General features: G+C 51.6%; 20 protein-coding genes. 4 read left to right on the top strand and 16 right to left on the bottom strand.

Features of this window, described 5'->3' with window-relative positions:
• Window positions 1–120: 120 nt before the first annotated feature.
• Complete coding sequence (locus tag ACSF8X_RS13340; protein WP_047877320.1) at window positions 121–552, top strand: HIT domain-containing protein; 432 nt, start codon at window positions 121–123, stop codon at window positions 550–552.
• A 91-nt stretch (window positions 553–643) separates the two neighbouring features.
• On the opposite strand, the gene ACSF8X_RS13345 is transcribed toward ACSF8X_RS13340, so the two are convergent.
• The 6 genes from ACSF8X_RS13345 to znuA all read right to left on the bottom strand — a co-directional run bounded on the left by ACSF8X_RS13345 (window position 644) and on the right by znuA (window position 9,869).
• The gene (locus tag ACSF8X_RS13345) at window positions 644–889 is read right to left on the bottom strand and encodes a FeoC-like transcriptional regulator (protein ID WP_047877321.1); all 246 of its coding nucleotides are present in this window, start codon (window positions 887–889) and stop codon (window positions 644–646) included.
• Complete coding sequence (gene feoB / locus ACSF8X_RS13350) at window positions 886–3,165, bottom strand: Fe(2+) transporter permease subunit FeoB (RefSeq protein ID WP_047877322.1); 2,280 nt, start codon at window positions 3,163–3,165, stop codon at window positions 886–888. Before feoB ends, ACSF8X_RS13345 begins: the two co-directional genes overlap by 4 nt.
• Window positions 3,165–3,392 carry a FeoA family protein gene (locus ACSF8X_RS13355; protein WP_500850200.1) on the bottom strand — a complete coding sequence of 76 codons (228 nt, stop codon included), beginning with the start codon at window positions 3,390–3,392 and terminating at the stop codon, window positions 3,165–3,167. Before ACSF8X_RS13355 ends, feoB begins: the two co-directional genes overlap by 1 nt.
• 176 nt (window positions 3,393–3,568) lie before the next feature.
• Window positions 3,569–7,129: a hybrid sensor histidine kinase/response regulator transcription factor gene (locus tag ACSF8X_RS13360; RefSeq protein ID WP_500850201.1), complete on the bottom strand. Its 3,561-nt coding sequence runs from the start codon at window positions 7,127–7,129 to the stop codon at window positions 3,569–3,571.
• Window positions 7,130–7,545: 416 nt separating this feature from the next.
• Complete coding sequence (gene mepM / locus ACSF8X_RS13365) at window positions 7,546–8,898, bottom strand: murein DD-endopeptidase MepM (protein ID WP_500850202.1); 1,353 nt, start codon at window positions 8,896–8,898, stop codon at window positions 7,546–7,548.
• Window positions 8,899–8,906: 8 nt separating this feature from the next.
• Window positions 8,907–9,869, bottom strand: coding sequence for a zinc ABC transporter substrate-binding protein ZnuA (gene znuA, locus ACSF8X_RS13370; protein WP_500850203.1), 963 nt, complete (start codon window positions 9,867–9,869; stop codon window positions 8,907–8,909).
• A gap of 93 nt (window positions 9,870–9,962) precedes the next feature.
• On the opposite strand from znuA, the gene znuC reads away from it, so the two are divergent.
• Window positions 9,963–10,745 (top strand): zinc ABC transporter ATP-binding protein ZnuC, encoded by a 783-nt coding sequence (gene znuC / locus ACSF8X_RS13375; RefSeq protein ID WP_047877327.1) that lies wholly within the window; start codon window positions 9,963–9,965, stop codon window positions 10,743–10,745.
• Window positions 10,738–11,523, top strand: coding sequence for a zinc ABC transporter permease subunit ZnuB (gene znuB, locus ACSF8X_RS13380; RefSeq protein WP_047877328.1), 786 nt, complete (start codon window positions 10,738–10,740; stop codon window positions 11,521–11,523). The genes znuC and znuB overlap by 8 nt, the downstream gene beginning before the upstream one ends.
• Window positions 11,524–11,587: 64 nt before the next feature.
• Here znuB and ACSF8X_RS13385 read toward each other — a convergent pair whose 3' ends face one another.
• From ACSF8X_RS13385 to sdhC, 9 genes are all read right to left on the bottom strand, one after another.
• Entirely contained in the window at window positions 11,588–11,899 is a 312-nt protein-coding gene (locus ACSF8X_RS13385; RefSeq protein ID WP_047877329.1) for a VF_A0006 family four-cysteine protein, read from the bottom strand.
• 93 nt (window positions 11,900–11,992) lie between these two features.
• Window positions 11,993–12,865, bottom strand: coding sequence for a succinate--CoA ligase subunit alpha (sucD, locus tag ACSF8X_RS13390; protein ID WP_047877330.1), 873 nt, complete (start codon window positions 12,863–12,865; stop codon window positions 11,993–11,995).
• Complete coding sequence (gene sucC / locus ACSF8X_RS13395; RefSeq protein WP_500850204.1) at window positions 12,865–14,031, bottom strand: ADP-forming succinate--CoA ligase subunit beta; 1,167 nt, start codon at window positions 14,029–14,031, stop codon at window positions 12,865–12,867. Before sucC ends, sucD begins: the two co-directional genes overlap by 1 nt.
• A gap of 127 nt (window positions 14,032–14,158) precedes the next feature.
• Window positions 14,159–15,376: a 2-oxoglutarate dehydrogenase complex dihydrolipoyllysine-residue succinyltransferase gene (gene odhB / locus ACSF8X_RS13400; protein WP_500850205.1), complete on the bottom strand. Its 1,218-nt coding sequence runs from the start codon at window positions 15,374–15,376 to the stop codon at window positions 14,159–14,161.
• A 27-nt stretch (window positions 15,377–15,403) separates the two neighbouring features.
• Window positions 15,404–18,217: a 2-oxoglutarate dehydrogenase E1 component gene (gene sucA, locus ACSF8X_RS13405; protein WP_500850206.1), complete on the bottom strand. Its 2,814-nt coding sequence runs from the start codon at window positions 18,215–18,217 to the stop codon at window positions 15,404–15,406.
• Window positions 18,218–18,326: 109 nt separating this feature from the next.
• The gene (locus ACSF8X_RS13410; protein WP_047877334.1) at window positions 18,327–19,037 is read right to left on the bottom strand and encodes a succinate dehydrogenase iron-sulfur subunit; all 711 of its coding nucleotides are present in this window, start codon (window positions 19,035–19,037) and stop codon (window positions 18,327–18,329) included.
• Window positions 19,038–19,051: 14 nt separating this feature from the next.
• A complete protein-coding gene (gene sdhA, locus ACSF8X_RS13415; RefSeq protein WP_500850207.1) occupies window positions 19,052–20,818 on the bottom strand; it encodes a succinate dehydrogenase flavoprotein subunit in 1,767 nt (588 codons plus the stop codon).
• Entirely contained in the window at window positions 20,819–21,166 is a 348-nt protein-coding gene (gene sdhD, locus ACSF8X_RS13420) for a succinate dehydrogenase, hydrophobic membrane anchor protein (RefSeq protein WP_047877336.1), read from the bottom strand. It abuts the gene before it with no gap.
• A complete protein-coding gene (gene sdhC, locus ACSF8X_RS13425) occupies window positions 21,160–21,540 on the bottom strand; it encodes a succinate dehydrogenase cytochrome b556 subunit (RefSeq protein WP_047877337.1) in 381 nt (126 codons plus the stop codon). Before sdhC ends, sdhD begins: the two co-directional genes overlap by 7 nt.
• 407 nt (window positions 21,541–21,947) lie before the next feature.
• Here sdhC and ACSF8X_RS13430 point away from each other — a divergent pair, with 407 nt between their 5' ends.
• Window positions 21,948–23,237 carry a citrate synthase gene (locus tag ACSF8X_RS13430; RefSeq protein ID WP_047877338.1) on the top strand — a complete coding sequence of 430 codons (1,290 nt, stop codon included), beginning with the start codon at window positions 21,948–21,950 and terminating at the stop codon, window positions 23,235–23,237.
• Window positions 23,238–23,315: 78 nt separating this feature from the next.
• Here the strand turns inward: ACSF8X_RS13430 and ACSF8X_RS13435 are convergent, their stop codons facing one another.
• Window positions 23,316–26,069, bottom strand: coding sequence for a cation-translocating P-type ATPase (locus ACSF8X_RS13435; protein WP_500850208.1), 2,754 nt, complete (start codon window positions 26,067–26,069; stop codon window positions 23,316–23,318).
• Window positions 26,070–26,425: the final 356 nt, after the last annotated feature.

Consider the following 26,425-nt stretch of genomic DNA (forward strand, 5'->3'; position numbering starts at 1 on the left):
ACCCGCATAGCCAGCGGTAACTTATTGCCAGTTATATGACTTTATCCTAACCTAGTCACCATCGACAGCCGTACTTATTCTCTCAGCCTGTGAGCTGGACAATACATTTAAGGTATAACCATGACACAATTTTCACTCCATCCGAGACTAGCAGCAGATACCACTGTGCTGGGTGATCTGCCGCTAAGCCGTGTCCTCCTATCCAAAGAATCGCTCGGGCCGTGGTTAATCCTGGTACCACGCAAAGAGGATCTTCGTGAGATCCACCACCTTCCAGAGCAAGAACAGCAACAGCTGATGCGCGAATCCAGTGCCGTTGCCGCTATTTTGGAAAGCGACTACAAAGCCGACAAAATCAATGTCGGAGCACTGGGCAATCTGGTTCCCCAGCTCCACGTCCACCATATTGCCCGCTTCGAAGGGGATATCGCATGGCCAGGACCTATCTGGGGCAATACCGATGGCACCCAGCGCAGCGAAGATCTGCAGCAGGCGCTGGCTGAAGAATTGCGCGCCGAGCTATCCTCTATCGATGGATTCACCGCCGCCTAACCACGGATAATTGCTGAGCATACGCTTATCGCAGGTAACAAAAAGGCAGCCAATTGGCTGCCTTCTTTATTGATTGGACTCGCAATATTTGTCAGCTGCGCATGACCGTCACGGCCAGCTCATCGCTGCGAAGCGGGCGGTACCAGATCTCCTGCGCCCCTTGGCAACAGGCATCACTACTGCAACCAACCAGCTCCCTGCCGACTTTCCCCTTGCGGATCCATACGTCAAGCATTGCTTCGACACCGTCTTCCGACATCCCGAAATGACGGGCTATCGACTGGCGGCTCGCACGGCCATGCTGTTCAAGATACTGTTTTAGCTGCTGTAGGATCATTGTGTTGCCCACTCTTTGGCTTGTTGGCTGCCTTTACGCTTGAAGTATACAAACAAACCGCCGTTCAGCAGGGTAAACACACCTATCCACATCATGCTGGTCGCCGGATGATCGCTAAAGTGTGCAATCTGATACCAGTAAGTTGCAAAGGTATATGCCAAAAGCATGGTGTAGCTTGCAATGAACACCGAGTATTTCTGGCCAAATTCACGAACATAGGCACCCATTGCAGCCGCACAAGGCGTATACAGCAAGATGAAGATCAGATAAGCCATCGCCGCTGCCGAGCTCACAAAATGCGCCTGGATATTACCAAAGATAGATGCATCAACTTCCTGCTCTTCTGCCGCGATGCTCTGATTTTCCAGCTCGCCGACGGTAATACCCAGCGGATCGCTATAGCTCAAATCAGACAGATTGGCTGGAATAGACATCACCGCCTCGTTAAGGCTGCCCAGCAGGTCATACTCGGCTTCGCCCTCATCTCCCGCAGCGGGTGCATATAGGTTGTTCAAAGTACCCACTACGGCTTCTTTGGCAAAAATACCCGTCAGGATACCGACTGTCGCTGGCCAGTTATCTTCATTGATACCGATAGGCGCCAATACCGGAGTGACGATTTGTGCCGTCTTGGCCAACACAGAGTTTGGCGTGTCTTCATTACCGAATGAACCATCAACGCCCAATGAGTTGAAGAAGCTCAAAATAGCAACCACAACCACGATGGTCTTGCCTGCACCCATCACGAACTTGTTCAACTTCTGCCAAGTCTTGATACCCACATTACGCAGCGTTGGCAGCTCGTAATCCGGCAGCTCCATAATAAAACTGTCGCTTGTACCCGGGTAGATCGTATGGCGCAAAACCAAACCGGTCATCACCGCTGCGGCAATCCCCAGAATATATAGGCCGAACACCACATTCTGGCCGCTCTCAGGGAAGAATGCAGCAGCAAACAGCGCATACACCGGCAAGCGAGCACCACAAGACATGAACGGAGCCATCGCAGCTGCCAGCTTACGCTCGCGCTCCTGCTCAAGGGTACGGGTTGCCATGATAGCCGGCACGTTACAGCCAAAACCCAATACCAAAGGAACAAATGCTTTACCCGGCAAGCCGATTTTCTGCATGACCTTGTCAAGCACAAAGGCTGCACGAGCCATGTAACCTGAGCTCTCAAGCATTGCCAAAAACAGATACAGGCAGGCGATAACCGGAATAAAGGTCGCGACAGTCTGAATACCACCACCAATGCCATCGGCAATCACTGTTACCAGCCAAACCGGCAAATGGCCATCAAGCAGGTAATGCCCCCCGTCAACCAGCACCGCTCCAACACTAATATCAAAGAAATCGATGAAGGAACTGCCGATGTTGATGGAGAACATAAACATCAGGTACATCACCACAAAGAAAAACGGGATCCCGAAGAGACGGTTGAGCAACACGCTGTCAATCTTGTCGCTCATGCTGCGGCTCAACTTACCTTCCTGGCGGCGAACCTGCTGGCAAAGTGTGTGCAAAAAGCTATAGCGGGTATCAGCCACCTGAATATCCGGATCAACGTCAACTTGAAGCTTGTTACGGATATTACAAGCAAGATCTTTCTGCTCGTCATGCAGGGTATTGATGATCAGAGTGTCATTTTCCAGCGCGCGAATCGCCTGTGCACGAACATTCAGATGCTCATCTGAAAATAGCGGCATCAACGCAGCAACAGCCTTCTCGAACGGGACACCGTAGTCAAGATGCATATCCGCCATCGCAATGCCTTGCGCCAGCATCTTATGCAGCTTGGTTTTGAATTCGGCAACTTGTGATTGGTTATTGGCAGATAAGCAAAGTACCGGACAACCCAGTGCTTTTTCCAGCCCTTTGACATCCAATACCTGACGCTGACGATCGAGTACATCCATCTTGTTGAGGACAACGACCATCGGTCGGCCTAGCTCACGGAGCTGCAATGTCATGTACAAGCTACGCTCAAGGCACGAAGCATCAACAACATTAATAATCACGTCAGCCGGAGTGGTCAAAATAGCACGCGATGCAATGGCTTCATCCAAGCTGTTAGCATCATTGGCACTATCTAGGCTATAGATACCCGGAAGATCGGTCAGGGCAAAGCTGTCACCTGCGCAATCATAGCGGCCGGTTTTCTTCTCTACTGTTACCCCAGCCCAGTTACCGACTTGCTGCTTAGCACCGGTCAGGCCATTGAAAAGTGTCGTCTTACCACTGTTCGGGTTACCAACTGTCAAAATACTGTATTGCATTAATCCAACTCCACTTCAATGTTCTCAGCCAACGTTTTACGCAGTGCAATATCAACACCGCGTACTCGTACTTGCAGAGGATCACCCAAGGGAGCGACTCGCACGACACTGATAGGGGTATTAGGCAATACCCCCATCACCATCAGCTTCTTGCGAGTGTCAGGTGCTAAACGCGACATCCCAGTCACGCGCCCTTTTGTTCCGCACACCATTTCTGACAGTTTCATATAAACCGATACCTTAATAAGAACAATTAGCATTTACCGGTATTATGTTACATTCTGAAACACATTTAAATTTGTTTTGAGTCAATAAAGACTCGCGCAAAGTGAAATCTTTTATTCCAAAAATGAAACATGACGTAATACACTCGGTAAAATAGAGCTGGATAAACAAGAATCATCTAGCCTACCACTGATTCTTCGGCCTCTGATGATACAAATTGGCTTGGTGTCAAACCGGTGTGACTTTTAAAGCGAGCCGTAAAATATGAAGGATCGTTAAATCCACAGGCCAAAGCGACATCAGCCACCTTATCACCTTGTTTAAGCATGATAACTGCCTGTTCGAAGCGGAGCTGATCGATATAGTCTTTAAATGTCATGCCAAATTGGAGTTGGAACTGACGTTGTAGGCTTCGCTCCGGCATACCAAGCGCCTTCGCAGCCATTGTCAAATCAAACTCCAGTTCATGAAAATGCTTAACGACCAATACCTTGACTCGATCTTGCCACGCAAAATCGTTCATATCATAAAACTCGGAGTGTCCTGCCGCCTTACTCACGGGAAGCAGGTGGGTGATGTGTTCTAGCAGCTGGCTGGCATCTACAGGTTTAAGCAACACGCGGTGAAGCCAACCCGCAGAGAGGTATTCACGGTGGCTATCCCTTGATTCCACATCAACAAGTAACCGCTTCGGCTGATAATCATCAGGGCATTCTTCCGCAACCCGCTGCAATAGCTGGCTCCCCGTTAATCCCGGTAATGACTGATCGGCAATCAACATATCAGGCAACTGTTCAAACATTGTGATCAGGGCCTCGTAACCATCGCTTACCGTCGTCAAGGCGTAATCCTGACCGAGCAGCATTTCCCAACACTCAATCGCTGCCTTATCGGTACTGGCAATCAAAATATGTGGCAGGCTACCTGGCCGTCGCAAAACAGTGCCGTTCTCGCACTTATTGCCATTGTTGCTACGATAAATTGGCAGCCTAACAATAAACTCACTGCCTAGCCCCTGATAACTGATCACTGAGATGTCACCGCCATACACTTCTAGCAGTTGCTTCACTGTGCTCAAACCGAGACCATACCCGGTCTCTTTCCCTTGCTGATAGCTTTCTTGGTAGTAACTCTCGAATAAATGCGCTTTGGTTTCTTCCGACATCCCCTTGCCGGTATCACTCACCGACATCACAATCTGCGACTGTAGCGATTTGATCGTAACGGTGATCCCACCTTTGCTGTCGGTATACTTCAACGCATTAGATAACAGGTTTCCAAGGATAATTTCCAAATGGTACGGCGCCATGAAGACGCTCACCCCCGAGGTAGTATCCTCAAGGCACAGCGCAATCTGCTTTTTGTCTGCCTCAATCTGCCAGCTCAGGCACGTCGCCTGAATAATCGGACTGACAAGCTGCTCGCACTGCCTTTCAGGTTCATTGAGCGCAAGGGCATCTTTAGACAACATCTGCTCAGCCACATGCAATGCATGGGCAATATGCCCCTCGAGCATTGCCAGTTTGCTGCCAGCCTCGACACTCCCTCGAGATCCATTAATAAGCCCCATTGCCAAACGCAGCGGCATCCTGAGCTCATTGGACAACTGAGCCATGATAGTCTGGCGAACCTCTAGGATCCGCTGCAGCTGAATATTACTGGCATTAAGCTGCTTCTTATGCAGTTCTATCTTGGCAGTTTTTTGAAAAACAGCCTGCTTAAGCTGCATATTTTGCTCAGTATAATGACGCGAACGCCAATACAGCCCACCAAGGACAATAACACCGGCTAAACTCAGGACCACAAAGGTCAAGCCGGCTGACATATACCAAGGCTTATCAACGACGATGGGAAAACGCAATACTGTCGAAGGCGGCAACCCAGGCTGATTTATCCGAGCTTCAAGGACAAAGCCACCAGGCATCAACCGGTCAAGCGACAAACTCGGGCTACCCATTTCATGCCATGGGCCATTCCCCTGCAAATCCCGAACCAAACGATATTCAACCTTTGGATTCAATATTCCCGGCATAATGCTGAATTCAACGTTAATCGCCGAACCGTACGGCAAAACGAAGTTACCCCCGCTACCGCCACCAATCTGGTAGAGTTGATTATCAACCCTCACTTCACTGATGGTCAGACGCAGAGGCTCACGAGGAGCATTAAGCAAGCGATCTGCCGAAATCTCGACAATACCTTCGCGGCTCCCCAGCAAAATATTGCCCAACAGGGAATGCTGGCACGCGGATACATTAAATTCATTGGGAACAATGGCATCGGTTTGGGCAAACAATCGCTTCAGGGTTGCATCAAACGACAGATACGCCAGCCCATGACTGGACGCAGCCCACACCCCGCTACTATTGCCCACCAGACACACTGGGCGTGCTCGGGTACTACCCAGATCAACCCCTTGCAATGCCAAGGGGTTCAGCCCCTGCGAATAAGAGAGTCCATATTGGCCAGCGACCCAAAGCTGCCCCATCCGGTCTTCATAGATATCAATGATGCCGCCATTGGCCAGTGAGCTTTCTTCAAGATAAAGATGACCAGAATCAAATAGATAAAGACCATAATTGGTCCCAATCCAAATTTGGTGCTCACTATCTTCATAAATCACATTAATAGATTCATCACCCAACGGATCTTTCTGCCAGTGGCTACCAAACACCATCCACTCTGCGGTATCTGGCCAATAGCGATAAAGGCTCGCGCCAGCCGCTACCCACAGCGAACCATACTGGTCGAGCTTGATTGCCGTTACCGACATATCCAGCGTAGGGATGGCGAGCTTCCGCCACTTGTGAGTCAGAGGGGAATAGCGATAAATCCCTTTTTCTGCCGCCAGCCACAGCCCTTCGGCCGACATCGCCAATTGGCGAATAGAACCAAAGCGAGGTTCATGATGACGGACGTCCAAAAACGGAGAGAGTTCGAATAACCCATTATCCGTTGCCAGCCAATAATTGCCATTGCTGCTATAAGCCATATCATTGACGACTGATGCATCAATCTGACCTGGCAAGTCACCAAAGCGCCGCCGCTTTAGGTTCTTCCCCATCTGTGGCAAATAACGCAGCCCCTTGACCGTCGAGACCCAGAGCGCGCCATAAGAATCACCTTGTAACGACAAAATATGATCACTTGGCAGCGAAAAGTCATTGTGCAGTTCGTATTGAGATACCGTTAAACGCCTATCGTCACGGTCAAACTGGTACAAGCCAAATTTCGTCCCAACCCAAAATCCTTGGCTGTTCTCGACGATGCTCGTCACCGCTTTGTTTAACGCTTTTCCGTTGCTAAAAACAACCTGCTGACCATTGCGCCCTTTTAGCAAACCGTTGTGGGTGCCAAACCACCACTCTCCCGAGCTATCTTCATAGGCTGCCGTTACCCGGTGCTGACTAAGCAGCGTGCCCTTGGGCTCTGGCACCAAATGATTATCTGCGATTGTATATTCCGTCACGCCTTGCATCGAAGCCACCAGCAATGCGTGCTTGGTACGGTACAGCCCCGATAGGTTCATCGGGTAAGGGAATGCGGTAAACCGGGGAGATTGTTCAGAGGTCGCGACATGGTAAATACCACGACGGTTGGCAAACCAAGCACCGTCATCGGCAGGGGCGACAAACTCGATTTCTACCATGCTGATATTCAGCTTGGTCAACATTGTTCTATGTGGGTGATAGCGGTAAGCAAAGCCGTCTTTTACCAACCAAAGATAACGGCCTACCATAACAGCATCCGTTACCCCGATTATAGGCGCTCCGGACTGGTCCAAGGCGGGACGTAGATTGCGGCCATCGTAAAAATTGAGGTACCCCCTCGCCCCAACCAACCACAAGCCATTATATTCATCTTGTATGATTTTCTTGGCAGCAATAACATTACCCGCCTCCTGATAAGGAAGCGGAAAGAAGAGGTTGTTGGAAGCTAGGGCAGGAAAAAGAGTTCCGGCGGCTATGACCAAGCACAAAGAAAACAAAGAGATAAATCTAGCCATACGGCAGGGGGAATACTCGGATTCATTCAAGTCAACACATCGCTATTATGCTACATCCCCCACATGATTATAAGTTGGCATTTATAAAATGAGGCAGAATGCATAAAAAAACGCACTAATGTGCGTTTTTTCATTACAAATATTACGTGCTACCCCGGCATCACATCCGCAAGGGCGGCTTTCTCTTTCTGCGCCTGCTGCTTGAATGCTCCTCGCTGCGAAGACGGTATCGGAGCTGCCTGTGGCAATGGAACTTTCATTGCGTTCACAGGGCGGTTTTTCTTGATCAATTCATAATGAAGATGAGGCCCCGTTGAGCGTCCTGTATTACCACTCAAAGCGATCCTCTGCCCCATTTCAACCCGGTCACCAACCTTGACGAGCAACCGATGCAAATGCAAGTAACGCGTCGTATATTCGCGGCCATGCTTGATAACAATGTAATTGCCAGCCAGAGGGTGTTTACGCGCCTTAACCACCACGCCATCCCCTGCGGCAAGAACCGGTGTGCCAATTGGCGTTGCGAAATCGGTCCCGTTATGGGGAGATATTCGGCCGGTGATCGGGTGCTTACGGTGCGGATTAAATGAAGAACTGATCCGATAACGTTTATCCAACGGAATACGGCGTAGGGCACGGTTAAGGCTCTGCCCGCTCTCGTCATAGAACTGGCCGTCGCTATATCGCATCACAAACACATCACGGCTACCTGACAGGTAGTGCAATGCCTTGACTGTTCCTCGGCTAACGGCCTTGCCATCGATAAACTCCCGCTCGACAGCAACGGCAAAACGATCCCCTTTGCGCGCATCACGGCCGAAATCAAAACGCCACTGCAATGCCTGCACCAGCGTCTGGATTTGGCTAGGCGTCAGCCCTGCAGCCAATGCCGAGTTATAAAAACTGCCAGATACCCGCCCCGTCAGCATCACCGGTTTTAGCACGCCCGTCTCTTCATGCTGCCGGTACTGATAGCCAGAGGCACCCAATTTATACTCGTCTCGGATCTTGGCCGATCGCTTTATCTGCAACTCGGCCACCCGCCCGCTATCATCCAAGGTCCATGTCAGCGTCTGGCCAACACCCAAATTCTGGATAGATCGATCCGCAGCGACCAATTGATACATATCGGCCAATGGCAAGCCATATTGCTGGAAAATAGCACTCAGATTCTCGCCAGCTGCCACCTGATGACTATGGGCAACCGTCACATTCTCTGCCAGCTGTTGATCCAATTCATCTTTTGGCGCTTGAAAATCAGGGTCTTGTGGATCAATTGCGGCCCCAAGCGGTTCACTGTTCTGCTCAGAAAGAATATCAAGATCCGTCAGTGGAATGGCCACCGTCTTGCGCAAAGGCTCCCCGACAACCTGGCCCGAAGAATCTGGCTCTGGTTGCCAGAGAAATACAGCAAGCAGGAAAAACGATATTGATCCAAGCGCAAAACGATGTTGGCGAGGCAGCTCACGCAAGGCCGCCACCGCCCCCTTAACTTTATTCATTTATCTTATCAATTGGTTAAACATTGCGCGAAGGTATTACCAAGCTGACGCAAGAAGCGGGTATAGCCCCCCTGCCCTTCAGCGATATCAGTTGCCATCGGATCCAGAGTCTCAATTTTCACGCCGGTTCCACGAACAACACTATCAACGACAGCAGGGGAAAATTGCGGCTCGCTAAAGACACATGTAGCCTTGGCATCCTTTAGCGAAGAGCGGATAGCAATCAAGGTTTTAGCCCCTGGGCGACGATCTGGCTCTACGGTAAAATGACCCAACTGGTTCAGACCGAAGCTCTGCTCAAAATAGCCATAGCCGTCGTGGAAAACGAAATAGCCGTGATCGACGACAGGCTCAAGCTGCTTGGTAATATCTGCACGTGCTGATTTGACATCAGCAGCAAAGCGCGAAAGGTTAGCCTCATATTGCTGTTTGTGCAACGGGTCAATCTCGATCAGCTTTTGCGCCACTGCACTGGCAGCCTGAACGGCTTGGTTTGGCCCTAGCCACAAATGCGGATCGATCCCCTCATGGCTGTGGCCATGGTGCTCATCGTGGTGCTCCCCCTCGTGGTGGGCATGGGTATCGTGATCATGATGAGTATCATGTTCATGTTCATGTTCATCATGAGCCTCATCAGTGTAATGACGGAAATCAATGCCCTCGCTGCGAGTCAGCGCAAGCGCATTCTCTTTGCCATCGAGGATCTTGGTCAGGAACATTTCCAATTCCGGGCCACCCCACACCACAAGATCCGCCTCATGGAGTTTTTTGGCATCAGATGGACGCAAAGCGTAATCATGCGGAGATACCCCCGGCGGCAACAAGGTCTCGCTCGTTGCTACACCCTGTGTAATTTCCTGGACAATCATATTGAGCGGTTTCACTGTCGTGACAATATTGAGCTCATCAGCCTGTGCATATGAAGAAATCATTAGCGCGAAGGAGCTGCAGGAAAGTAATAAACGGCGCATAATATGTGTCCCTAAAATTTTAGTAATACAACAACCAGACGAAATGTTATATTATAACATCTCACTTTGGCAAATACCTTTAGCAAAGAAATCATGACAACTCTAGTTGAATTACAGACGGTCACAGTCACCTTTGGCGAACGCCATGTACTGGATCAGGTATCCTTGAAAGTTGAAAGGGGCCAGATCACGACCTTAATCGGCCCGAACGGGGCCGGCAAGTCGACTCTTGTCAAAGTCATTACCGGCCTGCGTAAAGTCAGTGCCGGTAAAGTTATACGCCAAAAGGGATTGCGTATTGGTTATGTTCCACAAAAACTGGCACTTAATAGCTCGCTGCCACTGACTGTCGACCGCTTTATGCGGCTTGCGGGTCGCTACAGTGAAACCGACCGCGTTCATGCACTTGAACTTGTGGGCGGCCAGCATCTCCACCACAGTAACATGCATTCGCTATCTGGCGGTGAAATGCAGCGCGTACTGCTTTCCCGTGCCTTGTTGCAAAAACCGGACTTGCTGGTGTTAGATGAACCGGTGCAGGGCGTTGACGTCAACGGCCAACTTGAGCTCTACAGCCTGATTCAGTCACTACGCGACAAACTCAACTGCGCGATATTGATGGTGTCGCACGACCTGCATCTGGTAATGGCCAAAACAGACAACGTGATTTGTCTCCACCACCATGTATGCTGCTCCGGTGCCCCGGAATCCATTACCAACCATCCGTCGTACGTCGCATTGTTCGGTCGCCAACAAAGCGAACAACTGGCGCTGTACCAGCACCACCACAACCATGAGCATGACCTGGCGGGCAGCCCGATCGGCCCATGCCAACACCATCATCACCCAGAACAGCACGAGAAAAACAATGCTTGAGTTTCTGCTCCCAGCCCTGATCGCAGGGATCGGTATCGCCGTATTGGCCGGCCCACTAGGCTCATTTGTGGTATGGCGAAAAATGGCCTATTTCGGCGATACGCTCTCGCACGCCTCACTGCTGGGGATCGCCCTCGGGTTCCTGTTCGATATCAACCTGAATTTAGCCTTGATCATCTGCTGCTTGGCCCTCGCCGTGATTTTGGTGAGCTTGCAAAAACAAAAAGTCGTGGCGACAGATACCCTGCTCGGGATATTGGCACACAGCGCCTTGTCGCTCGGTCTGGTTGCCGTCAGCTTTCTCGATCACGTTCGAATTGACCTGATGTCATACCTATTTGGTGATCTGCTCGCCGTGACCCCGCTCGACCTATATTGGATCTACGGTGGCGGGCTGGTTGTCATCGCCATGCTGGTTTATCTATGGCGCCCACTGCTCTCCATGACCATCAACGAGGATCTGGCCCAAGTGGAAGGCGTCAATGTCGATCTAATGCGTTTGCTACTAATGCTAATGGTCGGCTTGGTGATTGCTGTGGCCATGAAGTTTGTCGGCGCCTTGATCATCACATCACTACTGATCATCCCAGCAGCTACGGCACGCCGTTTCTCGCAAAGCCCAGAAATGATGGCCGGGCTAGCGTCTCTGATCGGCTCCATTGCCGTTGTTATGGGACTGGCTATGTCATGGCACTATGACACACCGGCAGGCCCGTCAGTGGTTGTCTCTGCGGCAATACTCTTCCTTGTGAGCCAGCTAAGACGCTCGGAAGCTTAACGGCTAATAAAAAAAACAGCCCACCTCGGGCTGTTTTTTTATAGCTATCATTCGCGGTCCCAAACTAGTTAAACAAACTGCGATGCCGCTTGTTGCAAGTCGCCTTCACCTGAAAAGCGGCCTGATCATTTTTCACTACAGGCAAATATTGCAGCTGGCACTCAAAGTAAGCCCGATCCTTGTCAGAGAGCATAAAATTATCGATAAACAGCCGATGGCAGGCATTTGTCATGAGGTTGGTGGCCACGGCATTTTCTGAAGGCGGCACATGCTCAAGAATGCATGTTTCGTACCCCTCCTTATCTTCTTTCGCGACAGCGGGCACAGCCGCTGCCATCATCCCGATCACAACTATCGCATATAACCTAATCATCATGGGGCTTACCTATCATCCAAAGGTATCCCTATAATTTATCATAAAAAAACCCGCCAAGCGGCGGGTTGTTAATTTTTGACTCTAAGCCGGCATTTACCAACCGGTCACATCACGGAGCGCCTTGCCGATATCAGCCAGGCTTTTAACAGTTTTCACACCTGCTGCCTCAAGAGCCTGAAACTTGTCTTCAGCCGTCCCCTTGCCGCCAGAAATAATTGCACCGGCATGACCCATACGCTTACCGGGAGGGGCTGTCACGCCTGCAATATATGAGACAACGGGTTTGGTAACATGCTCCTTGATATAGGCGGCAGCTTCTTCTTCTGCCGTACCGCCTATCTCACCGATCATTACAATCGCCTCAGTCGCCGGATCCTGCTCAAACATTGCCAAAATATCGATAAAGTTTGAACCGGGGATCGGATCGCCACCGATACCGACACAGCTCGACTGGCCAAAACCTTCATCCGTCGTCTGCTTCACCGCCTCATAGGTCAAGGTGCCCGAGCGCGAAACAATACCGACCTTACCTGCTTTGTGAATATGGCCAGGCATAATACCTATTTTACACTCATCAGGAGTGATCACCCCTGGACAGTTCGGGCCGATCATCCGCACACCCGCCTCATCAAGGCGAACCTTCACGTCGAGCATATCCAACGTCGGAATACCCTCGGTAATGGTCACGATCAGCTGAATGCCGGCATCAATCGCCTCCAAGATCGCGTCTTTGCAAAATGGGGCCGGAACGTAAATCACCGTCGCTGTTGCGCCTGTTGCCTCTACGGCCTCACGCACGGTATTGAAAACCGGCAAACCTAGATGCATGGTGCCGCCCTTACCCGGCGACACCCCACCGACCATCTGGGTACCGTAAGCAATGGCCTGCTCTGAATGAAAAGTACCCTGACCACCAGTAAACCCTTGGCAAATCACTTTGGTGTCTTTATTAATTAGAATTGACATTATTGACCCTCCGCTGCTGCTACTACTTTCTCCGCGGCTTCCGTCAGGGAGGTCGCTGCAATAATGTTCAAGCCGCTTTCGGCCAGTGTCTTGGCGCCCAACTCTGCGTTATTGCCTTCGAGGCGAACCACAACCGGCACTTTGACGCCAACCTCTTCCACTGCCCCAATAATGCCTTCGGCAATCAGGTCACAACGGACTATGCCACCGAAAATATTCACCAAAACCGCTTTCACGTTGCTGTCGGAGAGAATAATTTTGAACGCCTCGGTAACGCGCTCTTTGGTTGCACCGCCACCGACATCAAGGAAGTTGGCAGGCTTACCACCATGCAAATTGACGATATCCATCGTCCCCATTGCCAAACCCGCACCGTTGACCATACAGCCGATACTGCCATCGAGGGCAACATAGTTCAGCTCCCACAGTGCAGCATGGGCTTCGCGCTCGTCTTCCTGAGAAGGGTCATGCATTTCACGCAGCTTTGGCTGGCGATAGAGCGCATTGGCATCAATATTGATTTTGCCATCAAGGCAAAGGAGGTTGTCATCGCCAGTGATCACCAGCGGATTAATTTCAAGAAGGGCTAAATCATAGTCTGAGAACATCTGTCCCAAACCGAGGAATATCTTGGTGAACTGCTTAATCTGTTCGCCTTTGAGGCCAAGTTTGAAAGCCAGCTCACGGCCTTGATAAGGCTGCGGGCCGACAAGAGGATCAATAGCTGCCTTGTGGATTTTTTCTGGTGTTTCTTCGGCAACCTTTTCTATTTCAACCCCACCTTCAGTCGATGCCATAAACACAATACGACGTGTGCCACGATCAACAACAGCCCCGAGATACAGCTCGCTGGCAATATTCGATGCCTCTTCAACCAAAATTTTGGAAACAGGCTGACCATTACTATCGGTCTGATAAGTGACTAAATTCTTGCCCAGCCACTTTTGGGCAAATGCTTTCACACCCTCTTTGGTATCATGTAGTTCAACGCCGCCGGCTTTACCTCTGCCTCCCGCGTGAACTTGGCATTTGACGACCCACTTGTCGCCGCCAATTTTTCCCGCCGCTTCCGCCGCTTCCTGTGGCGTGTCGCAAGCATAACCTTCTGGAACTGGCAGACCGTATTCGGCGAACAGCTGTTTAGCCTGATATTCATGCAAATTCATGATGTTCTATCCGTTGTCATATCCCTTGGGGAATCATTATATCCATATGGAACACTCTGGGGTATTCCTTCGTTGTCGCTCAAACTGCCCCGGTACGATGTGAGCCGATCTTACCGGGGCAAAAGCGTTACACGTCCAAAAGCAGGCGTGTTGGGTCTTCGAGAAGCTCTTTGATGGTCACTAGGTAACCCACAGATTCGCGGCCATCAATCAAGCGGTGGTCGTAAGACAGGGCTAGGTACATCATCGGCAAGATTTCGACCTTACCATCAACGGCCATCGGGCGGTCCTGGATCTTATGCATACCCAAGATGGCAGCCTGAGGCGGGTTGATGATCGGGGTCGACATCAGCGAACCGAATACCCCGCCGTTGGTAATGGTGAAGTTACCGCCGGTCAACTCATCAACCGTCAGCTTGCCGTCTCGGCCCTTAATCGCAAGATCACGGATCCCTTTTTCAATTTCAGCCAGACTCAGCTTATCGCAGTCGCGCAGCACAGGGGTCACCAGGCCGCGAGGTGTCGATACCGCAATGCTGACATCGAAGTAGTTGTGGTAAACAATATCATCGCCATCGAGCGATGCGTTCACCTCAGGGTAGCGCTTGAGTGCCTCAACCACAGCCTTAACGTAGAAGGACATAAACCCAAGACGGATACCGTGGCGCTCCTCGAACACGTCTTTGTACTGCTTGCGCAAATCCATGATTGGCTTCATGTTGACTTCGTTAAACGTTGTCAGCATCGCAGTACTGTTTTTCGCTTCCAGCAATCGCTCTGCAACTCGCTTGCGAAGACGGGTCATCGGAACGCGTTTCTCACTGCGGTGAGCCAATGGCATTTCAGGTTTCACTTCTGCCGCTGCTACCGTTGGTGCAGGCGCCGCATTCCCTTCTTTGAGGTAGGCCTCAACATCTTCACGGGTAATACGTCCACCAACCCCAGAGCCTTTAACATCAGACGGGCTAATACCGTGTTCGCCCAACAGACGTCGTACCGCTGGACTTAGGGCCTCATTGGTTTCCTCAGCAAGTGCCGCGGTATTGCGCTTGTTTGGTGATGCCTCCGCTTCCGTAGGAATATCCAGCGTTGGCTCGCCGGCAACCGCGCCCGCTTTGATTTTGCCCAAAAGCTGCTTGGTCAGTACCGTAGTGCCCTCCTGTTCAAGGATGGCTTCAAGAATACCGTCTTCCGGCGCTGGCACTTCCAGCACTACTTTATCTGTTTCGATATCAACCAGAACTTCATCACGCGTCACGGCATCACCAGGCTGTTTGTGCCAAGTTGCTACCGTTGCGTCTGCAACTGATTCAGGTAGATCGGGAACCAGAATTTCGATCGTCATATCGGTGTGTCCTTTTTGTTCCAGTTCTTATTTGTCTATTGTTAGTGCGTCGTCAACCAACGCTTTTTGCTGTTTCAGGTGAACCGACATATAGCCGACAGCCGGTGACGCAGAAGCCGGACGGCCTGCATATTCCAACTGGGCGCCGGCAGGGAGCACCGAACGGAAATTGTGCTGGCTAGAATACCACGCACCTTGGTTCTGGGGCTCTTCCTGGCACCATACGAAATTGGTAACATGCTGATAGCCAGCCAAGGCAGCTTCAACATCTTCTTTAGGGAATGGGTAGAGCTGCTCGATACGGATGATTGCCACATCGTTCTGCTCGTTCTTGCGACGCTGCTCAAGCAAGTCGTAGTACACCTTACCGGAACACATCACCACGCGCTTGACCTGTTTAGGATCAAGCTCATCCACCTCGCCAATCGCTGGCTGGAAAGTACCGTTTGCCAGCTCATCAAGGGTTGAGGTACATAGAGGGTGACGCAGCAACGACTTGGGTGACATCACCACCAGCGGACGGCGCATCGGGCGTACAACCTGACGGCGGAGCATATGGTAGACCTGAGCAGGCGTCGACGGTATCACCACCTGCATATTCTGCTCGGCACACAGCTGGAGATAACGCTCAAGGCGGGCCGATGAGTGCTCGGGACCTTGCCCTTCGTAACCGTGTGGCAGCAGCATGGTCAAGCCACACATCCGTCCCCACTTTTGCTCACCAGAACTGATGAACTGGTCAATCACCACCTGTGCCCCGTTCGCGAAATCACCGAACTGAGCTTCCCAGATAGTCAGGCCCCCCGGTTCTGCGGTGGCGTAACCGTATTCGAATGCCAGTACTGCCTCTTCCGACAACACGGAGTCAAATACCTGAAATGGCCCTTGCTTATCATGAATGTTGGCCAACGGGATATACGTGCTCGCATCATTCTGATTGTGCAACACTGAATGGCGATGGAAGAATGTGCCCCGGCCAGAGTCCTGCCCGGTAATTCGGATCCGGTTACCCTCGTCAACCAAGGTAGCATAAGCCAATGTTTCCGCCATGCCCCAGTCGATCGCCTTCTCGCCAGCAGCCATCGCTAGACGATCATTGTAAAGCTTCTGAACACGGCTTTGCAGCTTATGGCTTTCAGGGAACTGACACACACGGTTGGCAAGTTCAATCAGACGCTTAGCATCAACCTTGTTGTTCCAGTCAACGGTCCAGTCATGCCCAAGATAAGGTGCCCAATCAACCGAGTGGAGTTTCATCGGCCGCCATTCCTTGACGACACATTCGCCGCGATCTAGCGAATCACGATACTCGTTGATCAGCACGGTTGCCGTCTCCAGATCTACCGTCCCCTCATCGGTCAAGGTATCGGCGTAGATCTTGCGAGGTGTCGGGTGCTTCTTGATTTTCTGGTACATCAGCGGCTGAGTCGCATTAGGCTCATCGGCCTCGTTGTGACCATGGCGACGGTAACACACCAAATCGATCACCACGTCGCGCTTGAAGGTATTGCGGTAGTCAAGGGCAATACGGGTCACGAAGGCAACAGCTTCGGGATCATCCGCGTTTACATGGAAAATAGGTGCCTGCACCATTTTCGCAATGTCAGTACAGTACTGGGTTGAACGGGTATCGTGCGGGTTTGAGGTGGTAAAACCGATCTGGTTGTTCACCACGATGCGAACCGTACCGCCAACACGGTAGCCTCGCGACTGAGACATATTGAAGGTCTCGGCCACAACACCCTGCCCTGCCACCGCAGAGTCGCCATGAATGGTGATCGGCAATACTTGCGAGCCATCTTTATCGCCAAGGCGATCCTGACGGGCGCGAACCGACCCCACAACCACAGGGTTGACGATTTCAAGGTGAGACGGGTTGAAGGCCAGCACCAAATGCACATCGCCGCCCGGGGTGGCAAAGTCCGCCGAGAACCCCTGATGGTATTTCACATCACCGGTACCCCAAGACTCACCGTGCTTGCCGGCAAACTCATCGAACAAGTCTTGTGGCTTCTTGCCCAGTACGTTGACCAGCATATTCAAACGGCCACGGTGGGCCATGCCGATCACAACCTCACGAGCCCCATTACAGCCCGCATGGCGGATCAGTTCCTTGACCATTGGGATCAGAGCGTCACCACCTTCCAATGAGAATCGCTTGGCCCCCGGGAATTTAGCCCCAAGATAACGCTCAAGCCCCTCGGCAGCCGTCAGTTCATCAAGAAACGCCAGCTTCTCTTCCTTGGTGAACAAGCCCCTGCCTACCACCGACTCCAAACGCTGCTGGATCCAGCGTTTCTCTTCAGTATTAGTGATATGCATGTACTCGGCACCAATCGAACCACAATAGGTCTTCTTCAGCGCGTCGTACAATTCTGTCAGTTGCATCGTCTCCTGACCAATGGCAAAGGAGCCGACATTAAACGTTTCGTTGAAGTCATCCGCCGTCAGGTTATGGAATTCAGGATCAAGATCCGGAACTCGCTCCTGCTGCCATAACCCCAAAGGATCAAGATTTGCATGCTGATGCCCACGGAAGCGATAGGCATTAATAAGCTGCAATACCCTTACCTGCTTGGCATCAACATCAGGATCATTGACGGTAGCACTTTGATAGGTTGTTTCTTTTGCCAAACGCCGGAAATAGTCACGCACGCGCGAATGCGGTTGTTCCACAACTGTCGCATTCACAACTGGCAGATCATCAAATACATGACGCCATGCCTCGTCGACTAATTCTGGGTCGCTGAGATACAACTCGTAGAGATCCTCTACATAAGTTGCATTGGCGCCAGCCAGGTGTGAAGACTCTAACCAAGTCTTCATAACGCCGTTCTGCATTGTTTTCCCTTAACCACTAGTTATCGCCATATTGCCGGTCTCAACGCCGGCCTTGAGGCTGACAGCACCGCCTTGGCAATGGCTGCCAGCATATCGATAATTCTTTTCCCTAAACTGCTCGCTTGAGCAACATCGATTTGATGTGACCAATTGCTTTGGTCGGATTTAGTCCCTTAGGACAAACATTTACACAGTTCATGATGCCATGGCAACGAAAAACACTAAAAGCATCGTCAAGATCGGATAAACGCTCATCAGTCGCGGTATCGCGGCTATCAATCAACCAACGGTAGGCGGCAAGCAAGCCAGCGGGCCCAACAAACTTATCAGGGTTCCACCAAAATGACGGGCACGACGTCGAGCAACATGCACACATGATGCACTCATACAAGCCGTCAAGATGCGCCCTTTCTTCCGGTGACTGCAAATTTTCGCGCGCCGGGGGCTGACCATCATTAATCAAGAAAGGCTTCACCTTGGCATAATTGATATAGAACTGCTCCATATCGATGATCAAATCACGGATCACCGGTAACCCCGGCAACGGACGGATAACAATAGTACTTTGTCCGGCAAGAGCTGACAGCGGGGTAATACAAGCAAGGCCATTCTTTCCGTTCATGTTGACGCCATCTGAGCCGCATACCCCTTCGCGGCAAGAACGGCGAAATGCCAAGCTCGGATCCTGCTCTTTGAGTAGAATGAGTGCATCAAGTACCATCATGTCCGAACCTTCAGGCACATCAAGCGTATAACCCTTCATGTGCGGGGCATTGTCTACGTCCGGGTTATAGCGATAAATCGAGAAATTCAACTTCATATTCTTTCCCTCCCTCAGTAGGTACGTGCCTTCGGCGGAAATGCCTCACGATAAACCGGTGCCATATTCACATTACGCTTCGACATCGCTTCTGTCTCAGGATCATAAATGGAATGGCACAACCAGTTTTCATCGTCACGCTCAGGGAAGTCAAAACGGGCATGCGCGCCCCGGCTTTCGGTCCGGTAGTTTGCCGCAACCGCTGTCGCAAAGGCCGTTTCCATCAAGTTATCGAGTTCTAGACACTCGATACGCTGGGTGTTGAATTCGCTCGAAGTGTCATCAAGGCGAGCGTCTTTGAGGCGGTCACGGATCACTTTCAGCTCGTCAAGCCCCTTGGCCATCGCCTCACCTTCGCGAAAGACCGAGAAATTGTTCTGCATACAGGTCTGCAAATCCTTGCGGATCTGAACAGGGTCTTCCCCTTTCTGGGTATTGTTCCAACGGTTCAGGCGTTCCAATGATGCTTCAATATCCGACTCCGTCGCCGGACTAGCTTCCGCCTGGGCCAGCAATGTCTCGCCAAGATGCAAGCCAGTCGCACGGCCAAATACCACAAGGTCAAGCAAGGAGTTACCCCCCAGACGATTGGCGCCATGAACAGAAACCGAGGCAATTTCACCACAGGCAAACAAACCCTGAACCTCCACGTCTCCCCCCGTGGCATTTTGTCTAATCGCCTGGCCAGATACCTGAGTCGGCACACCGCCCATCATATAGTGGCAAGTCGGGATCACCGGGATCGGCTCTTTGACCGGATCGACATGGGCAAACGTTCTGGACAGCTCGCAGATACCCGGCAGACGCGATTCCAGAACCTCTTTACCAAGGTGATCCATCTTGAGCTTAATATGCGGCCCCCATGGCCCATCACAACCACGCCCTTCGCGGATCTCTACCATCATCGAGCGTGCAACCACATCACGACCGGCCAGATCCTTGGCATTCGGCGCATAGCGCTCCATGAAACGCTCACCGTCTTTGTTCAGCAAATAGCCCCCTTCGCCTCGGCAGCCTTCGGTTACCAGCACCCCGGCCCCGGCAATGCCCGTCGGGTGGAATTGCCACATTTCCATATCCTGCATCGGCACACCTGCTCGTAGCGCCATGCCGACACCGTCTCCGGTATTGATATGGGCATTGGTAGTCGATGCATAGATACGTCCGGCCCCACCTGTTGCCAAAATCGTCGCTTTCGATTTGAAGTAACAGATTTCCCCCGTTTCCATGCACAGTGCCGTACAACCTAGAATCGCACCATCTTGGTTCTTGACCAGATCCAAGGCGTACCACTCGGAGAAAATCGTCGTTCGGTGCTTGATATTTTGCTGGTAAAGGGTATGCAACAGGGCGTGCCCTGTTCGGTCTGCCGCCGCTGCGGTACGGGCAGCCTGCTCTCCGCCGAACTCTTTGGACTGGCCGCCGAAAGGTCGCTGGTAAATAGAGCCATTATCAAAACGGGAAAACGGCAGCCCCATCTTCTCCAGCTCGATCACCGATTGCGGCCCGGTCTTGCACATATACTCAATGGCATCCTGATCACCAATGTAATCCGACCCCTTCACGGTGTCGTACATGTGCCACTGCCAGTTGTCTGGGTGTGAATTCCCCAGTGCAACCGTAATCCCCCCCTGGGCCGAAACCGTATGGGAGCGGGTTGGAAAAACTTTGGACAACAGAGCGCATTTCAGGCCCTGCTCAGAAATTTGTAGGGCGGCACGCATACCCGCACCGCCAGCGCCGATCACAACGGCATCAAACTCACGAATTGCAATGCTCACTTACGCACCCCACACGATAAAGAAACCTGAAAATAGGTAGACCAATAAAATGGCCACTACCACAAACTGAAGCCCGGCACGCAAAGCCGCCGGTTTGATGTAATCGGTTAGCACCTGCCAGAGGCCAATCCAGGCATGAACCAATACCGACAGCAGAGCCAGCATGGTAAAGACTTTGGTGCTCAGCCTGCCAAAAAAGGCCGACCAGGTTTCGAAGTTCAGCTCCGGCCCGAAGGCGAAAAAACCGACCATGTAGAGGGTATAAAGGGTGAGGATGATCGCTGTGGCACGGACCAGAATAAAATCGTGCACGCCATTGCGACCCACTGTAGAAACGTTGTTTACCATACTAAGCCTCCCGCAAAGAGCGACAGGACAGCCACGATACCAAAGCTCACTTTGGCACTGAGAATGCCCGATTCCATCTCTTCGAAATATCCCATATCCATCAGCAAGTGCCGAATACCAACAACCATATGGTAAAACAGGGCGGTCAGTATTCCCCAAAGCACAAACTTGATGAAGAAGCTATCGACGACGCCGGCTGCCGTATCGAAACCTTCAGGGGAGGACAAGGAAAGGCCTAGCAGCCATAGCAAGATAGCCACGGCAACAAAGGTAATCACGCCGGAGACGCGATGTAGGATCGACGCTATCGCTGTCAAGGGAAAGCGAATCGTCTGCAGGTCGAGGTTTACAGGTCTTGGCTTATTTACTTTCACGGTGATTGCTCACTCAGCTCCATTGAAGCAATGTTATTGTTATCACTCTCCGTTTCCGCTTCAGCCCAACACCGTCGTTAACGATTGCGTAACCTGAGGTTGCAAAAATGTTCCACGTAAAAGGTAGAACAGAGTTAAACCTAACTTACTAATTTTTATTGATAACTTCCGTATTTCTTCTGGCGGCGGCAGAACCAGAGGCCTGCCGCGAGTATACGCCCCGCAACAACCAATTACAAACTTGGTAACATGACCTCTAACACGCTTTTAGAAATTCGCACTTTTTTAGCCAAAGTTTTTAACATGAGCACACAAGCAAGTACAAAAATTGACATTTACCAGCGCTGACGGTACAACAATTGTACATCCATCTCGGATTTGGATAATAAAATACAAAGGAGATTGTTATGGCAGACAAGAAAGCTACTCTTCATATTGAAGGGAACGCACCCGTGGAACTGCCGATCATCGGGGGCACTGAAGGGCCTGAAGTGATTGATGTACGTCAGCTTGGCGCTAACGGTTACTTTACATTCGACCCTGGTTTTCTAGCCACTGCATCATGTGAATCTCAAATTACCTATATCGACGGTGACAAGGGTATCTTGCTGCATCGTGGCTTCCCAATTGACCAGCTAGCCAATAATGCCGATTACCTTGAGGTGTGCTATATCCTGCTTTACGGCGAAGCACCTACCCGCGAACAGTACGAGACATTCCGTACCACGGTAACACGCCATACTATGGTGCATGAGCAGATCTCCAGCTTCTTCCACGGCTTCCGCCGCGATGCTCACCCAATGGCCGTAATGTGCGGGGTGGTTGGTGCGCTGGCGGCCTTCTACCACGACTCTCTGGATATCAACAACGATACGCACCGTGAAATCACGGCGTTCCGCCTACTATCGAAGATGCCAACGCTTGCCGCGATGTGTTACAAATATTCCATTGGCCAACCGTTTATCTTCCCTCGCAACGATTTGGACTACGCCGAAAATTTCCTCCATATGATGTTTGCTACCCCTTGTGAGGAATACGAAGTCAGCCCTGTTGTCGCCCGAGCCATGGACAAAATTTTCACCCTGCACGCCGACCATGAGCAGAATGCCTCGACCTCGACTGTGCGCTTGGCCGGTTCATCGGGTGCCAACCCATTCGCCTGTATTGCCGCCGGTATCGCCTCGCTATGGGGACCAGCCCATGGCGGCGCCAACGAAGCCTGCCTCAAGATGCTCGAAGAAATTGGCAGCGTAGACAAGATCCCTGAGTTCATCGAGCGCGCCAAGGACAAAGACGACCCGTTCCGCCTGATGGGCTTTGGTCACCGTGTTTACAAGAACTACGACCCACGCGCGACAGTCATGCGCGAAGCCTGCCATGATGTCTTGGACGAACTCCGTATTCAGGACCCACTGCTTGATGTCGCCATGGAACTTGAGCGTATCGCCCTATCGGACGAATACTTCATTGAGAAGAAGCTCTACCCTAACGTCGACTTCTACTCGGGTATCATCCTGAAGGCCATCGGTATTCCGGTCTCCATGTTTACCGTGATCTTCGCGATGTCACGTACCATTGGCTGGATTGCTCATTGGAATGAGATGCACAACGATCCGGGCAACCGTATCGGTCGACCTCGCCAGCTTTATACCGGCTACACCCAGCGCGAGTTCAGCCCGTTGCACGAACGCGAATAACAGCGCCGGCAGCGCTTTACAAACTAACCAAACTAAAAAAGGGCCTTACGGCCCTTTTTGTCTTTATTGGATTCGCCATCAAACAAACTTGATCTTGGTAAGCTCTTTGATCCCTGATAGCACCAAGGTCGGCAATGAAGAGAGCAAGATCACCCCGAACAGATGCGCCCCGCTCAGAGCTTCGGTGTTGAAAATCAACTGGCCGATACCCGTATAGATAACCCCCAGCGAGAGGGTAGCTGACAACGCAACCGCCCCCAGCAAATAACGGTTCGTAAACGGGTTCTTTCGATACAAAGTAGTGAATGTACGCGAGTCGAACAGATGCCATAGCTGGGCGAAAACCAGCATGGCAAAGGCCATCGTCTGGGCATACGCAGCACTCTGCCCTGCCTCCAGCGCCCAGCTGAATGCTACATAGCTCATGCTACCCAAGGCCAAGCCACGGGCAACAATACGGGCCCCGAGGTAGTCACTGAAGAAACCTTCATTGCGCTTGCGCGGTTTGCGATCCATCAAGTCCTTCTCTTCCGGCTCAACGCCCAGCGCCAAGGCCGGCAGGCCATCAGAGACCAGGTTGATCCAGAGGATCATCAGCGGCGTCAGCGGCAATATCGCCTCCGGCCCCATTAGCAGGAAGGCAAACAAAATGACCGATACCTCCCCTACGTTCGCGGTCAGAGCCTGACGGATAAACTTACGCAGGTTGTCGAAGATCTGGCGCCCTTGACGCACAGCCTTGACGATGGTGCTGAAATTGTCATCCAGCAAGATCAGGTCACCGGAGTCCTTCGCCACCGATGTACCCGCGATCCCCATAGCGACGCCTATATCCGCTCGACGCAAGGCCGGTGCATCATTGACCCCATCTCCTGTCATCGCGGCAACCTCGTTGTTGTACTGCTGTGCCTGCACTATCCGCAGCTTATGCTCAGGTGTCACCCGGGCAAACACCGCCACTTTCGGGCAAATCCGGTGTAGCTCGTCATCGTCCATGTCATCGAGTTCGCTGCCTGTCACGACACGGTCACCCTCCGAGCGGATAATCCCTATATCTTTGGCAATAGCGGCAGCGGTAAGGGCATGATCACCGGTGATCATGACCGTCCGTACCCCTGCCTGATAGCAACTCTCAACGGCATCGCGCACTTCGGGGCGCGGCGGATCCATAATACCGTACAGGCCAAGGATAGTGACATCCTGTTCCAACTCCTGATGATCCCGCTTGAGATCTTCCGCCGACAGCTCCCTAAACCCTACAGCCAGTGTACGCAGAGCCTGCTCGGCAAAGTTCTGGATGGCAGCCTCATAGTCTGCAACCTGCTGCTGGGCTGATGCGTTCGCAACAACTAGGTTCCCTTGCACAGCAGCTTGCTGATGAGCCACAACCTCGCCATTGACCATAAAGCCAGAGGCATTGCGAAGAACCACATCTGGTGCACCTTTTATCGCAAGGAAGTGCTTGCCTTCCGGATCTCGGACAATCACCGAGGCCATCTTGCGCGCTGAGTCAAACGGGAATTTCTCGACGATATGGTACCCGCCTCCCGCCAGCATCTTGCCCTGCTCCAAACCAGCCTTAGCCGCTGCAACAATCAACGCCCCCTCCGTCGGGTTCCCGCGGACGCTGTATTGACCATCGTTCTGGATATACTCGGCCTCATTACACAGTGTCGCGACAACCAAGCCTTTCATCATTTCCGGACTGCCCGTCACCGCCGTACCATGCGCCAGAGGCTTGAACTCCCCATGAGGGTCAAACCCTTTGCCAGACACTTCCCAGTAACGGCCCGATGCATCATAGGCCTTCATCACCTGCATCTGGTTCTGGGTCAGGGTGCCGGTCTTGTCCGAACAAATGACCGTCGTCGATCCTAGCGTCTCAATGGCTGAAAGCTGCTTTGCCAACGCATTGTTCTTGACCATCCGCGTCGACCCCATCGTCAGGACAATGGAGACCACGGTCGGCAAGCCCTCAGGGATAGCTGCCACAGACAACGAAATCCCGGTATTTAGCAGCTCAAGCCACGGCATACCGTGGTATAGCCCGATCGCACACACAACAGCCACTACCCCCAGTGCCGCAACCATCAAGGTTTTGGCGATGGTGTCCATCCGCACCTGCATCGGCGTTTTGGTTTCTTCGGTGTTCGCCATCATATCGGCAATATGGCCGACTTCGGTTTTCATTCCCGTGCCAACGACAATCCCCAGCCCGGTCCCCGAGGTGACAATGGTGGTCATAAACCCCATATTGACCTGATCGCCCAAGCCAATATGGCTGTCAGCCAGGGCCTCAACCGACTTGTCGACAGGCTCTGATTCCCCAGTCAATGCCGCCTCGTCTATCGCAAGGCGGTTCGCCTCGATAATCCGCACATCTGCCGCCAGAATGTCACCGGTACTGATCTTCAGAATATCCCCCGGCACTATCTCGCGCGCCGGGATATCAACCCACACACCGTCACGCTTAACCTGTGCCGTCGGTGCCGCCATTTCGCGCAATGCTTCCATCCCTTTCTGGGCCTTGTATTCTTGCCAGAAGGCAATAAGCGCATTGATGAAGATAATCACGGTAATGGCAACGGCATCCACCATATGGCCAGTCACGAAGGATACGATGGCACCAATACCGAGAATAAATATCAAGGGGTTCTTAAACTGATGCACGAAGAGTTCAAGCGCGGACTTGCCCGCCTGCTCTTGCAACTCATTGGCCCCATACTGCGCGCGGCGTGCATCCACATCCCCTTGCCTCAAACCCGACTCGACCGATGTCTCCAGCATGGACACGGTCTTGTCAGTCGTTTCGGTAAACCACTTTCTGCTCATTGGACAATCTCCATTCAATATATATTCAGCCAACATCAGAAAATAAAGCGCTGATAAAAAGTAATGACTGAACAGATAAATTAATAAACACTCGTGATTATTGGGAATTAATATCCCACTAATTTATTAACATCCCTGAATAGTTTCTGAATAAATAAAAATCATTAATTCATACGAGTATTTTTAAATTATCGAATGAGAATTCAGCTGTAATTATATTTCGATAGCAAATTTGCGATTCAGGATGCTTCATTGACAAGTATCAATCATTAAACCGGTTAATACCGACAACCAACAAAGATACTGAAACAAAATATGAATAAGACCGCGTTATAACAGAGTTCACCCCTCTATTT

The sequence above is a fragment of the Photobacterium panuliri genome (assembly GCF_059920555.1).

Bases quoted from the DNA above. Each gene is read 5' to 3' on its own strand.
- ACSF8X_RS13340 (WP_047877320.1), top strand. From the start codon at position 121: ATGACACAATTTTCACTCCATCCGAGACTAGCAGCAGATACCACTGTG.
- ACSF8X_RS13345 (WP_047877321.1), bottom strand. From the start codon at position 889: ATGATCCTACAGCAGCTAAAACAGTATCTTGAACAGCATGGCCGTGCG.
- feoB (WP_047877322.1), bottom strand. From the start codon at position 3,165: ATGCAATACAGTATTTTGACAGTTGGTAACCCGAACAGTGGTAAGACG.
- ACSF8X_RS13355 (WP_500850200.1), bottom strand. From the start codon at position 3,392: ATGAAACTGTCAGAAATGGTGTGCGGAACAAAAGGGCGCGTGACTGGG.
- ACSF8X_RS13360 (WP_500850201.1), bottom strand. From the start codon at position 7,129: ATGGTAGGCCGTTATCTTTGGTTGGTAAAAGACGGCTTTGCTTACCGC.
- mepM (WP_500850202.1), bottom strand. From the start codon at position 8,898: ATGAATAAAGTTAAGGGGGCGGTGGCGGCCTTGCGTGAGCTGCCTCGC.
- znuA (WP_500850203.1), bottom strand. From the start codon at position 9,869: ATGCGCCGTTTATTACTTTCCTGCAGCTCCTTCGCGCTAATGATTTCT.
- znuC (WP_047877327.1), top strand. From the start codon at position 9,963: ATGACAACTCTAGTTGAATTACAGACGGTCACAGTCACCTTTGGCGAA.
- znuB (WP_047877328.1), top strand. From the start codon at position 10,738: ATGCTTGAGTTTCTGCTCCCAGCCCTGATCGCAGGGATCGGTATCGCC.
- ACSF8X_RS13385 (WP_047877329.1), bottom strand. From the start codon at position 11,899: ATGATGATTAGGTTATATGCGATAGTTGTGATCGGGATGATGGCAGCG.
- sucD (WP_047877330.1), bottom strand. From the start codon at position 12,865: ATGTCAATTCTAATTAATAAAGACACCAAAGTGATTTGCCAAGGGTTT.
- sucC (WP_500850204.1), bottom strand. From the start codon at position 14,031: ATGAATTTGCATGAATATCAGGCTAAACAGCTGTTCGCCGAATACGGT.
- odhB (WP_500850205.1), bottom strand. From the start codon at position 15,376: ATGACGATCGAAATTCTGGTTCCCGATCTACCTGAATCAGTTGCAGAC.
- sucA (WP_500850206.1), bottom strand. From the start codon at position 18,217: ATGCAGAACGGCGTTATGAAGACTTGGTTAGAGTCTTCACACCTGGCT.
- ACSF8X_RS13410 (WP_047877334.1), bottom strand. From the start codon at position 19,037: ATGAAGTTGAATTTCTCGATTTATCGCTATAACCCGGACGTAGACAAT.
- sdhD (WP_047877336.1), bottom strand. From the start codon at position 21,166: ATGGTAAACAACGTTTCTACAGTGGGTCGCAATGGCGTGCACGATTTT.
- ACSF8X_RS13430 (WP_047877338.1), top strand. From the start codon at position 21,948: ATGGCAGACAAGAAAGCTACTCTTCATATTGAAGGGAACGCACCCGTG.
- ACSF8X_RS13435 (WP_500850208.1), bottom strand. From the start codon at position 26,069: ATGAGCAGAAAGTGGTTTACCGAAACGACTGACAAGACCGTGTCCATG.